9 protein-coding genes are annotated in these 11,849 nt (G+C 72.5%); 8 read left to right on the top strand and 1 reads right to left on the bottom strand.

The genetic code is table 11. From position 1 onward, the window contains the following. The first annotated feature begins 70 nt into the window (after window positions 1–70). Window positions 71–1,504, top strand: coding sequence for an NAD-dependent malic enzyme (locus ACIBK6_RS03420; protein WP_399048330.1), 1,434 nt, complete (start codon window positions 71–73; stop codon window positions 1,502–1,504). A 372-nt stretch (window positions 1,505–1,876) separates the two neighbouring features. Next, entirely contained in the window at window positions 1,877–2,158 is a 282-nt protein-coding gene (locus tag ACIBK6_RS03415; RefSeq protein ID WP_003968811.1) for an HU family DNA-binding protein, read from the top strand. Between the two features lie 110 nt (window positions 2,159–2,268). Here ACIBK6_RS03415 and murA read toward each other — a convergent pair whose 3' ends face one another. Beyond that, a complete protein-coding gene (gene murA / locus ACIBK6_RS03410; protein ID WP_399048328.1) occupies window positions 2,269–3,609 on the bottom strand; it encodes a UDP-N-acetylglucosamine 1-carboxyvinyltransferase in 1,341 nt (446 codons plus the stop codon). A 338-nt stretch (window positions 3,610–3,947) separates the two neighbouring features. On the opposite strand from murA, the gene ACIBK6_RS03405 reads away from it, so the two are divergent. The 6 genes from ACIBK6_RS03405 to ACIBK6_RS03380 all read left to right on the top strand — a co-directional run bounded on the left by ACIBK6_RS03405 (window position 3,948) and on the right by ACIBK6_RS03380 (window position 11,815). Continuing rightward, on the top strand, window positions 3,948–4,508 hold the full coding sequence (locus ACIBK6_RS03405; protein ID WP_053727200.1) for a YqgE/AlgH family protein: 561 nt from the start codon (window positions 3,948–3,950) through the stop codon (window positions 4,506–4,508). 55 nt (window positions 4,509–4,563) lie between these two features. Beyond that, window positions 4,564–4,851, top strand: a complete 288-nt coding sequence (locus tag ACIBK6_RS03400; protein WP_399048326.1) for a DUF3039 domain-containing protein — start codon at window positions 4,564–4,566, stop codon at window positions 4,849–4,851. Window positions 4,852–5,078: 227 nt separating this feature from the next. After that, on the top strand, window positions 5,079–6,743 hold the full coding sequence (locus ACIBK6_RS03395) for a beta-N-acetylhexosaminidase (RefSeq protein WP_399048324.1): 1,665 nt from the start codon (window positions 5,079–5,081) through the stop codon (window positions 6,741–6,743). 325 nt (window positions 6,744–7,068) lie between these two features. Next, entirely contained in the window at window positions 7,069–7,968 is a 900-nt protein-coding gene (locus tag ACIBK6_RS03390; RefSeq protein WP_399048322.1) for an FAD binding domain-containing protein, read from the top strand. Further along, window positions 7,965–9,503: a 2Fe-2S iron-sulfur cluster-binding protein gene (locus ACIBK6_RS03385; RefSeq protein WP_399048319.1), complete on the top strand. Its 1,539-nt coding sequence runs from the start codon at window positions 7,965–7,967 to the stop codon at window positions 9,501–9,503. The genes ACIBK6_RS03390 and ACIBK6_RS03385 overlap by 4 nt, the downstream gene beginning before the upstream one ends. After that, window positions 9,500–11,815: a xanthine dehydrogenase family protein molybdopterin-binding subunit gene (locus ACIBK6_RS03380; RefSeq protein ID WP_399048317.1), complete on the top strand. Its 2,316-nt coding sequence runs from the start codon at window positions 9,500–9,502 to the stop codon at window positions 11,813–11,815. Before ACIBK6_RS03385 ends, ACIBK6_RS03380 begins: the two co-directional genes overlap by 4 nt. Window positions 11,816–11,849: the final 34 nt, after the last annotated feature.

Here is an 11,849-nt window from a genome sequence, read left to right as displayed (position 1 = left end):
GGAGGGCGCCGCCACGCCACAGCCGGGGCGGCGTCAGCAACGAAGCCAGGGAAAGCAGAGGAACACGGTCATGGCAACGGCGCCCAGCGTCTCGTACTCGATGACGGTCCGTCTTGAGGTGCCCGCCAGCGGCACGGCGGTCTCCCAGCTCACCACGGCCGTGGAGTCCTCCGGCGGGTCGGTGACCGGCCTCGACGTGACCGCCTCCGGCCACGAGAAGCTGCGGATCGACGTCACCATCGCGGCCACCTCCACCGCGCACGCCGACGAGATCGTCGAGGAACTGCGCGGCATCGAGGGCGTCACCCTCGGCAAGGTCTCCGACCGTACGTTCCTGATGCACCTCGGCGGCAAGATCGAGATGCAGTCGAAGCACCCCATCCGCAACCGTGACGACCTCTCGATGATCTACACGCCGGGCGTCGCCCGCGTGTGCATGGCGATCGCCGAGAACCCCGAGGACGCGCGCCGCCTCACCATCAAGCGCAACTCCGTCGCAGTCGTGACGGACGGCTCCGCGGTGCTCGGCCTCGGCAACATCGGCCCGATGGCCGCGCTGCCCGTCATGGAGGGCAAGGCGGCCCTCTTCAAGCGCTTCGCCGGCATCGACGCCTGGCCGATCTGCCTGGACACCCAGGACACCGACGCCATCGTCGAGATCGTCAAGGCGATCGCCCCCGGCTTCGCGGGCATCAACCTGGAGGACATCTCCGCGCCCCGCTGCTTCGAGATCGAGGCCCGCCTGCGCGAGGCCCTCGACATCCCCGTCTTCCACGACGACCAGCACGGCACCGCCATCGTGGTGCTCGCCTCGCTGACCAACGCACTGCGCGTGGTGGGCAAGGGAATTGGCGACGTACGCGTCGTCATGTCCGGCGCCGGCGCGGCCGGTACGGCCATCCTCAAGCTGCTGCTCGCCGCCGGTGTCAAGAACGCCGTCGTCGCCGACATCCACGGCGTCGTGCACTCGGGCCGCGCCGACCTGGTCGACGCGAGCCCCGAGTCGGCGCTGCGCTGGATCGCCGACAACACCAACCCCGAGGGCCTGACCGGCACGCTCAAGGAGGCCGTCGTCGGCGCCGACGTCTTCATCGGCGTCTCCGCCCCGAACGTCCTCAACGGCGACGACGTGGCCGCGATGGCGGACGGCGCGATCGTGTTCGCGCTCGCGAACCCGGACCCGGAGGTCGACCCCGCAATCGCCCGCCGGAGCGCGGCAGTTGTGGCCACCGGCCGCTCGGACTTCCCCAACCAGATCAACAACGTGCTGGTCTTCCCCGGCGTCTTCCGCGGCCTCCTGGACGCCCAGTCCCGCACCGTCAACACCGAGATGATGCTGGCCGCCGCCGGCGCGCTCGCCGACGTCGTCGCCGAGGACGAGCTCAACGCGAACTACATCATCCCGTCGGTCTTCAACGACAAGGTCGCCGGAGCCGTCGCGGGAGCCGTCCGCACCGCCGCCAAGGCGGCCGGCGCCACTGTGACGGCGCCCACGTCGGCCTGAGCTCCGGCGCGTCGCGGGATGCGGGCCAAGTAACGCCCCCTTAGGGTGGCGGACCATGACCCGCATCCGCGTCGGCAGCCCCCCGGGATCTCCCGAGGGGTCTCTCCACGCAGTGCATACGGAGTCGACGGAGCGTCACCACATCGAGGAAGTGGCGCTTTTCGTGTGACTCGGTGTGACTCGGGAGGGTGCCGGATTGGCTTTCCCGCCACAGGTGGGGGCAGGATGCTCCCCCAAGGACTTCGTCCAGGGGGAACCCCCAGGACACGAGGATCGTGAGAACGGACCCGGGTCCGGGGGCTGTCCGAGGGCCCTGGCAGCATCGGCTTCGATCTCACGCCTCACAGGCAAGAAGAACACGGGAGTAACAACATGAACCGCAGTGAGCTGGTGGCCGCGCTGGCCGACCGCGCCGAGGTGACCCGCAAGGACGCCGACGCCGTGCTGGCCGCTCTCGCCGAGACCGTCGGCGAGATCGTCGCCAAGGGCGACGAGAAGGTCACCATCCCCGGCTTCCTGACCTTCGAGCGCACCCACCGTGCCGCTCGTACCGCTCGTAACCCGCAGACCGGCGACCCGATCAACATCCCGGCCGGCTACAGCGTGAAGGTCTCCGCGGGCTCGAAGCTCAAGGAAGCCGCCAAGGGCAAGTAAGCGCCCCTAGCTCTGCTGGGCCGCTTAGCAGCAACACTGAGGGCGGCCACCCTGTGAAGGGTGGCCGCCCTTTTGCGTACCGTCCGGGGCTCTGCCAGACCCCCAGGGGGTCAGACCAGCGCGCCGTTCGGGAGCTCGACCTTCGCGCCGAGGCTCTCCAGCTTCTCCATGAAGTTCTCGTAGCCGCGGTTGATCAGGTCGATGCCGTGGACGCGGGAGGTGCCCTGGGCCGCCAGAGCCGCGATGAGGTACGAGAAGCCGCCCCGGAGGTCCGGGATGACCAGATCGGCGCCCTGGAGCTTGGTGGGGCCGCTCACGACCGCGGAGTGCAGGAAGTTGCGCTGGCCGAAGCGGCAGTCGGAGCCGCCCAGGCACTCGCGGTACAGCTGGATGTGCGCGCCCATCTGGTTCAGCGCCGAGGTGAAGCCGAGCCGGGACTCGTACACCGTCTCGTGGACGATGGACAGGCCGGTGGCCTGCGTGAGAGCGACGACCAGCGGCTGCTGCCAGTCGGTCTGGAAGCCCGGGTGCACGTCCGTTTCGAGGGCGATGGACTTGAGCGAGCCGCCGGGGTGCCAGAAGCGGATGCCCTCGTCGTCGATCTCGAAGGCGCCGCCGACCTTCCGGTAGGTGTTCAGGAACGTCATCATCGAGCGCTGCTGGGCGCCGCGGACGTAGATGTTGCCCTCGGTGGCCAGCGCGGCGGACGCCCAGGAGGCGGCCTCCAGACGGTCCGAGAGGGCGCGGTGGGTGTAGCCGCCGAGGCTGTCGACACCGGTGACGCGGATCGTCCGGTCGGTGTCCATGGCGATGATCGCGCCCATCTTCTGCAGTACGCAGATGAGGTCCTCGATCTCCGGCTCGACCGCGGCGTTGGAGAGCTCGGTCACACCCTCCGCCAGCACGGCGGTCAGGAGCACCTGCTCGGTGGCGCCGACCGACGGGTACGGCAGCGTGATCTTGCAGCCGCGAAGCCTCTGCGGGGCCTCCAGGTACTGGCCGTCCGCGCGCTTCTCGATGGTCGCGCCGAACTGGCGGAGCACCTCGAAGTGGAAGTCGATGGGCCGGCCGCCGATGTCGCAGCCGCCGAGGCCCGGGATGAAGGCGTGGCCCAGACGGTGCAGCAGCGGGCCGCACAGCAGGATCGGGATCCGCGAGGAACCCGCGTGCGCGTCGATGTCGGCGACGTTGGCGGACTCGACATGGGAGGGGTCCAGGATCAGCTCGCCCGGCTCCTCGCCGGGCCGCACCGTCACGCCGTGCAGCTGCAACAGGCCCCGTACGACGCGGACGTCACGGATGTCGGGCACGTTGCGCAGTCTGCTCGGGCCGCTGCCGAGCAGGGCGGCGACCATCGCCTTCGGCACGAGGTTCTTCGCGCCGCGGACGCGGATCTCGCCCTCAAGCGGGGTTCCGCCGTGGACAAGCAGTACATCGTCTGTGCCGGTCATGAATCTCGCGTTCCGGAGTGGTCGGGCAAGGGGCAGGGGTAAAGGGTAAGGGGCTTTCACCCCTGCCCCATAAGGCCAAGGACGGTTCACGTGTGTAATGAATTCGCTACAGCACGCTCCGCGCAGGGACTTCTGCGGAGGGTCACGGAGCGCGTCCCGGCTCCCGGGCGCGGATCGGGTGGCGCGAAATCGGCGTGCGCCCCACTGCTGCCGTGCGCCCGCCCTTCCCCAAGCTCTGAAGGAGCAGGGGAGACCCCAATCCCGACCGCCCCCTCAACGACGCGCTTCGCGCGGCACCTTGTCTCCCGCACGGGCCGGTTATGCGGGATCATGTCGGCATGACCGAGGTGTCCTCGCTCACAGGGCGGCTGCTCGTCGCCACCCCCGCCCTCGCGGACCCGAACTTCGACCGGGCGGTGGTGCTGCTCCTCGACCACGACGAGGAGGGCACGCTCGGCGTGGTCCTGAACCGGCCGACGCCGGTCGGCGTCGGCGACATCCTGGAATCCTGGGCGGGCCTCGCGGGCGAACCCGGCGTGGTGTTCCAGGGCGGCCCGGTCTCGCTCGACTCCGCCCTCGGCGTGGCGGTGATCCCCGGCGACGAGGGGCCGCTGGGCTGGCGGCGGGTGTACGGGGCGATCGGCCTGGTCGACCTGGAGGCCCCGCCGGAACTGCTCGCGGCGGCGCTCGGCTCGCTGCGCATCTTCGCGGGGTACGCGGGCTGGGGCCCGGGCCAGCTGGAGGACGAGCTGACGGACGGCGCCTGGTACGTGGTCGAGTCGGAGCCCGGTGACGTCTCGTCCCCGGAGCCGGAGAGCCTGTGGCGGGCGGTGCTGCGCCGCCAGCGCAGCGAGCTCGCGATGGTCGCCACGTATCCGGACGATCCCTCGCTCAATTGACGCCCTGGCGACACCCTGCCGCTGCATCGGGTTGCCTTCAGTACCCTTGGTGGTCATGAGCACTCTTGAGCCCGAGCGCGGGGCAGGTACGGGGACCCTCGTAGAGCCGATGCCGCAGGTGTCGAACGGCGACGGCGACCACGAGCGCTTCGCCCACTACGTCCAGAAGGACAAGATCATGGCGAGCGCGCTCGACGGTACGCCCGTCGTCGCGCTCTGCGGCAAGGTCTGGGTACCGGGGCGCGACCCGAAGAAGTACCCGGTCTGCCCGATGTGCAAGGAGATCTACGAGTCCATGGGCGCCGGCGGCGACAAGGACAAGGGCGGCAAGGACAAGAAGTAAAACCCCGCCCCGAAATGAACCGGCCCCCGAGGCGTGCCACAGGCACACCTGGGGGCCGTTTTGCATACCGCGGGCCAAATCAAGCCGCTCCGGCAATTGAGGAGCGGGGTCTGGGGCGGAGCCCCAGGACCACCGGCCCGCACCTGCCCCACCCACTCACCCCCGGAGGGTCTCGGGAAGGGGCGGGGCGGGGAGAAAAAAGACCCACACCATCCGGAGGACACCCCATGGACATGGACGGCCTGATCCCCGCACCCCGCACCGCGGAGCGGCGGGCCGCACCACCCCGCACCCTCGACGCCCACACCACCCTGCACGCGGCAACCGGCACCGAACCCCTAGCCACCCTCCTGCGCACGACCATCGGCCCCGCCACCGGCCTCCCCCTCCCCACGGGAACCACCCGCACCCCTGCCCCCAACAGCGTCCTCCTGCGCATCAACCCTGCCCTCGCGGCCGAACACGGCCCGGAGGGCTACCGCCTCTCCACCGACGGCACCGTCGAGAACGTCGCCGTACTCATCGAGGGCGCCACCCCGGCCGGCGTCCATCACGGCACGCAGACGCTCCGCCAGCTGCTCGGCCCCGACGCGTTCCGCCGCGCACCCCTGGCCCCCGGCCGCGACTGGCACCTCCCCGGCGTCACGATCGAGGACGGCCCCCGCTTCGGCTGGCGCGGCCTGATGCTCGACGTCTCACGGCACTTCATGCCGAAGGACGGCGTGCTGCGCTACCTCGACCTCATGGCCGCCCACAAACTCAACGTGTTCCACTTCCACCTGACCGACGATCAGGGGTGGCGGATCGAGATCAGGCGCTACCCCCGGCTCACCGAGGTCGGCGCCTGGCGGTCGCGTACCAAGTACGGGCATCGCGCGTCGCCCCTGTGGGACGAGAAGCCGCACGGGGGTTACTACACCCAGGACGACATCCGCGAGATCGTCGCGTACGCCGCCGAGCGGCATATCCGCGTCGTCCCCGAGATCGACATCCCGGGGCACTCGCAGGCCGCCATCGCCGCGTACCCCGAACTCGGCAACACCGATGTCATCGACACCGCCTCCCTCTCCGTCTGGGACACCTGGGGCGTCAATCCGAACGTACTCGCCCCCACTGACACCACCCTCCGCTTCTACGAAGGGGTGTTGGAGGAGGTGCTTGAGCTGTTCCCCGAGGCCACCTCGCCGTTCGTCCACATCGGCGGCGACGAGTGCCCCAAGGAGCAGTGGCAGAAGTCGGACGCGGCGCAGGAGCGCATCCGCGAGCTCGGGCTCGCCGGTGAGAACGGGCTCCAGTCCTGGATCATCCGGCACTTCGACAGCTGGCTCGGCGCCCGCGGCCGCCGGCTCATCGGCTGGGACGAGATCCTGGAGGGCGGGCTGGCCCCCGGCGCCGCCGTCTCCTCCTGGCGCGGCTACGGCGCCGGGATCGCCGCCGCCGAGGCCGGCCACGACGTCGTCATGTGCCCCGAGCAGCACGTGTACTTGGACCACCGCCAGGCCGCCGGCGAGGACGAGCCCATGCCCATCGGCTACGTACGGACGCTGGAGGACGTCTACCGGTTCGAGCCGGTGCCGCCGCAACTCGGCCCCGAGGCCGCCGCACATGTGCTCGGCACCCAGGCCAACGTGTGGACCGAGGTGATGGAGAACCAGGCCCGCGTCGACTACCAGGTGTTCCCCCGCCTCGCCGCCTTCGCCGAGGTGGCCTGGAGCCGGCTGCCCGCGCCCGCCGAGCGCGACTACGCCGGTTTCGAACGGCGAATGACCGCCCACTACAAGCGCCTTGACGCGCTCGGCGTCGACTACCGGCCGCCCACCGGCCCGTTGCCGTGGCAGCGGCGCCCCGGGGTGATCGGACGCCCGATCGAGGGGTCGCCCCCAAACGTGTGAGCCGGGCCCCAAGGACGGTGCCCGGCGGCCGTGGTCCTGGGAGCCTTGCCCCCGGTCACGGCCGCCCCGGCCGCGAGGAAGGCGCTGTGGCCGACACCCGGCGTGCGGAACAAGGCGTACCGCATAAGTCGTACAAGACTCGTGAAACCGGAACATTCCCCAGGTCGGGGACGGAAGTGCCCTTCGTGGACCCTCCCGTCGGCCGGTCCGGAAGATGTGCCAGAGTTGCCACGTCCGGGCTGTGAGCACGTACGGTACGGCCATCAGCAGGTGGCGACAGACGGCACAGTCGGTACGGCCGGGACACCGGGAAGGGGCAGCTGGGTTGACCACGCACGCACCGCAGGCGACGCAGTCGGTGACGCTGCCGGCCTCGCTCGACGAGGCCGTGGCGGCTCTCGCGGCCATGCCCGCCGCCGTGCCCGTCGCGGGCGGCACCGATCTCATGGCGGCCGTGAACCGGGGCCTGCTGCGTCCCGCGGGCCTCGTCGGACTCGGCCGGATCAACGAGATCCGCGGCTGGCAGTACCAGGACGGGCACGCCTTGCTCGGCGCCGGTCTCACCCACGCCCGAATGGGGCGTCCGGACTTCGCGGCGCTCATCCCGGCGCTCGCGGCCGCCGCGCGCGCCGCGGGCCCCCCGCAGATCCGCAACGCCGGCACCCTCGGCGGCAACATCGCCTCCGCCGCCCCGACCGGCGACGCGCTGCCCGTGCTCGCCGCGCTCGAAGCCACCCTCGTCATCGCGGGTCCCGAAGGTGCCCGGCGGGAAATTCCCGTGTCGCACCTCCTGGCGGGCCGGGACCTGCTCGCCCTGGCCGAGTTGATCGGTTATGTCCGGGTACCGCTGCTGCACGCCCCGCAGGTCTTCCTCAAGGCGACCGGCCGCACCGGCCCCGGCCGCGCCACGGCTTCGGTCGCCGTCGTCCTGGACCCGGCCCGGCGCGGGGTGCGCTGCGCGGTCGGCGCCATCGCGCCGATGCCGCTGCGGCCCCTTGAGGCCGAGGGCTGGATCGCCTCGCTGATCGACTGGGACGGCGAGCGCGCGGCGCTGGCCCCGGAGGCGCTCGGCGCGTTCGGCGAGTACGTGGCCGCCGCCTGCATCCCGGACCCGGCGCCCGGCGCCGACGGGACCGAGGCCCCGCCGCTCTCGCCCGCCGTACTGCACCTGCGGCGCACGGTCGCCGCGCTGGCCCGACGAGCACTGGGGAGGGCACTGTCGTGACCGACCGCAACAACGACCACGAGCGCGAACACGAGCACGGCTACGGCCAAGTGCCCCGGCACGGCGGCTGGGAGCCGGTTCCGCACGGCGGCGAGTACGAGCCCGACGCCACCGCCTTCGTCCAGCTGCCCCCCGACATGGACCTGATGGGCGCCCCGCTGGCGGCGCCCGGCCACGGCTACGTGCCGCCGATGATCGTGCCGCTCACCCCGATCGCGGCGACGGATCCGGCGGCGACCGGCGTCTGGCGCATCCCGACCGAACTGACCGGGCAGAGCGCGCCCGACACCACCCCGGCGCAGGGCGCGCAGACCGTGGTGTGGCCGGAGCCCGCCGCGCCCGCTCCCGTGCCCGGGACCTCTTCCGAGCCCGCGCACAACCCGGGCGACACGGCCCAGTGGAACTTCGCGGACGAGCCCTCGCTCGCGGGCACCGGCCAGTGGACGATTCCCGTCGCCGAGGGTGAACTCCCCGAGGAATCCGGCGAGTTCACCACATCCTCGCTGATCGAGCAGTGGGGTTCGACCCCGCCCGCCACCCTGCCCGGCGGCGCGCCCGCGCCCTGGGCCAACCAGCTTCCCGAGCCGGCGCCCGCGCCGCACGAACAGGCCCCCCAGGAGCCCGCCCACGAAGCGGCGCCCGAGCCCGCCCCGCCCGCCGCCGGGATTCCGGACGTGCGAGACGTAACCGCGGACGTACCGGCCGTACCGGAAGCATCGGCGCAAGTGCCGGGCGTACCCGAAGCGCCGCGGGAGGTCGCCGACGTACCGGCCGCCGCCCTCCCGCAGCCCGAGCCCGAAGCGGTGTCCGGGCCGGAGCCGGTGCGGCCGGAAGCGCCGGAGGCCGCCGAGGCCGCGCCCGAGCCGCCCGCAGCCGAAACCGCGCCCGAAGCGGCCCAGGCGCCCGACGCTCCCGAAGCCGCCGAGCCCGAGCCCGCCGCCGGGGCCCTGCCCGATCTCGAACACCCCCGCGCCTCCTACGTGTTGCGGGTGAACGGGGCCGACCGGCCCGTCACCGAGGCCTGGGTCGGCGAGTCGCTGCTCTACGTGCTGCGCGAGCGGCTCGGGCTCGCCGGGGCCAAGGACGGCTGCTCGCAGGGCGAGTGCGGGGCCTGCAACGTCCAGGTGGACGGGCGGCTCGTCGCCTCCTGCCTGGTGCCCGCGGCGACCGCCGCCGGCAGTGAGGTCCGTACCGTCGAGGGGCTCGCCACCGACGGCGAACCCTCCGACGTCCAGCGGGCGTTGGCCGGCAGCGGTGCGGTGCAGTGCGGCTTCTGCATCCCCGGCATGGCCATGACCGTGCACGATCTGCTCGAAGGCAACCACGCTCCGACCGAGCTGGAGACCCGCCAGGCGCTCTGCGGCAACCTGTGCCGCTGCTCCGGCTACCGCGGTGTGCTCGACGCCGTGAAGGACGTCGTGGCGGGCCGCGAGGCGGCCGGAGCCCTGGCCGAAGAGGCCCGCATTCCGCACCAGGCACCCCCAGGGGCCGGCAGCGCCAGGCCCCCGCACACGCACGACGGAGGCATGGCGTGAGCAACGACGCAGCCACCGCGACGGTCGAAGGCGCCACCCCGGTGGCGGACCCGGAGCAGCCACCCGAGCACGGCATCGGCGCGTCGCTCGCGCCCGCCGACGCGCGGGCCAAGACCGAGGGCACCTTCCCCTACGCGGCCGACCTGTGGGCCGAGGGCCTGCTGTGGGCGGCGGTCCTGCGCGCCCCGCACGCGTACGCCCGCATCGTCTCCATCGACACCTCGGCCGCCGCCGGGATGCCGGGCGTACGGGCCGTGGTGACCCACGCCGACGTGCCGGGCGACCCGGCGTTCGGCCGCAGGATCGCGGACCGGCCGGTCTTCGCGGCCGAGTTCGTCCGCCACCACGGCGAGCCCATCGCCGCCGTGGCCGCCGACCACCCGGACACCGCACGCCTCGCGGCCGCGGCCATCGCGGTCGAGTACGAGGTGCTCGAACCGGTCACCGACCCGGAGAAGGCGTTCGCCGCCGAACCGCTGCACCCCGACGGCAACTTGATCCGCCACATCCCGCTCCAGTACGGCGACCCGGAGGTCACCGGGGAGGTCGTGGTGGAGGGCCTGTACCGGATCGGCCGCCAGGACCCGGCGCCGATCGGCGCCGAGGCGGGTCTGGCGGTGCCGCGCCCCGACGGCGGCGTCGAGCTGTACACCGCCTCCACCGACCCGCACAGCGACCGCGATCTGGCCGCCGCCTGCTTCGGTCTTGAGCCGGACCGGGTGAAGGTCGTCGTCACCGGCGTGCCCGGCGCGACCGGCGACCGCGAGGACCTCGGCTTCCAACTCCCGCTGGGACTCCTGGCGTTGCGGACCGGCTGCCCGGTCAAGCTGACCGCGACCCGCGAGGAGTCCTTCCTCGGTCACGCCCACCGCCACCCGACCCTGCTGCGCTACCGCCACCACGCGGACGCCGAGGGCCGCCTGGTCAAGGTCGAGGCGCAGATCCTGCTCGACGCGGGCGCGTACGCCGAGGCCTCCGCCGAATCGCTGGCCGCCGCCGTCGCGTTCGCCTGCGGCCCGTACGTCGTGCCGCACGCCTTCGTGGAGGGCTGGGCGGTGCGCACCAACAACCCGCCGTCCGGGCACGTCCGGGGCGAGGGCGCGCTGCAGGTGTGCGCGGCGTACGAGGGCCAAATGGACAAGCTGGCCGCGAAGTTGGGCATCGACCCGGCCGAGCTGCGGATGCGCAACGTGCTCGCGACCGGTGACCTGCTGCCGACCGGCCAGACGGTGACCTGCCCGGCACCGGTGGCCGAACTCCTGGGCGCGGTACGGGACTTCCCGCTGCCCGTGCTGCCGAAGGACGCGCCCGAGGACGACTGGCTGCTGCCGGGCGGCCCCGAGGGCGCCGGCGAGCCGGACGCGGTCCGGCGCGGTGTCGGCTACGCGCTCGGCATGGTCCACATGCTCGGCGCCGAGGGCACCGACGAGGTCTCCACGGCCACCGTCAAGGTCCACGACGGCGTCGCGACGGTCATCTGCGCGGCCGTCGAGACCGGCCAGGGCTTCGCCACGCTGGCCCGCCAGATCGTCCAGGAGACCCTGGGCGTCGAAGAGGTCCACATGGCGCCCGTCGACACCGACCAGCCCCCGGCGGGCCCCGCCACCCACGGCCGCCACACCTGGGTGTCCGGCGGCGCGGTCGAGCGGGCCGCCAAAATGGTCCGCACCCAGCTCCTCCAGCCCCTGGCGCACAAGTTCGGCATGTCCACCGAGCTGCTCCAGATCGCCGACGGCAAGATCACGTCGTACGACGGTGTGCTGTCCACCACGGTGACCGAGGCGATGGACGGCAAGGAGCTGTGGGCCACCGCCCAGTGCCGCCCGCACCCCACCGAGCCGCTGGACGAGACGGGCCAGGGCGACGCGTTCGTGGGCCTCGCGTTCTGCGCGATCCGCGCGGTGGTCGACGTGGACATCGAGCTCGGCTCGGTGCGCGTGGTCGAACTCGCCGTCGCCCAGGACGTCGGCCGCGTCCTGAACCCCCGTCAGCTCACGGCCCGCATCGAAGCGGGCGTCACTCAGGGCGTGGGCGCCGCCCTGACCGAGAACCTCCGCACCGTACGCGGCCGGATCCGCCACCCCGACCTCACGGGCTACGCCCTGCCCACCGCCCTGGACGCTCCCGACATCCGGATCGTGAAACTGGTCGAGGAGCGGGACGTGGTGGCCCCCTTCGGCGCGAAGGCGGCGAGCGCGGTCCCGGTCGTCACCTGCCCGGCCGCGATCGCCTCCGCGGTCCGCGCCGCCACCGGCCGCCCGGTCAACCGCCTCCCGATCCGCCCGCAGGCGGCGGTGGCCCAACAGGGTTAGCCGACCGCGCGGCGGCCGAACGGCACGTAGGGCG

The sequence above is a fragment of the Streptomyces sp. NPDC050485 genome (assembly GCF_044458185.1).
Lineage (GTDB): Bacteria > Actinomycetota > Actinomycetes > Streptomycetales > Streptomycetaceae > Streptomyces.
The sequence above is the reverse complement of the archived record's forward strand: the minus strand, read 5'-3'. Positions and strand labels throughout refer to the sequence as shown.

Excerpts from the sequence above, each read along its gene's own strand:
- ACIBK6_RS03420 (WP_399048330.1), top strand. The coding sequence starts at position 71 with ATGGCAACGGCGCCCAGCGTCTCGTACTCGATGACGGTCCGTCTTGAG.
- ACIBK6_RS03415 (WP_003968811.1), top strand. The coding sequence starts at position 1,877 with ATGAACCGCAGTGAGCTGGTGGCCGCGCTGGCCGACCGCGCCGAGGTG.
- murA (WP_399048328.1), bottom strand. The coding sequence starts at position 3,609 with ATGACCGGCACAGACGATGTACTGCTTGTCCACGGCGGAACCCCGCTT.
- ACIBK6_RS03405 (WP_053727200.1), top strand. The coding sequence starts at position 3,948 with ATGACCGAGGTGTCCTCGCTCACAGGGCGGCTGCTCGTCGCCACCCCC.
- ACIBK6_RS03400 (WP_399048326.1), top strand. The coding sequence starts at position 4,564 with ATGAGCACTCTTGAGCCCGAGCGCGGGGCAGGTACGGGGACCCTCGTA.
- ACIBK6_RS03395 (WP_399048324.1), top strand. The coding sequence starts at position 5,079 with ATGGACATGGACGGCCTGATCCCCGCACCCCGCACCGCGGAGCGGCGG.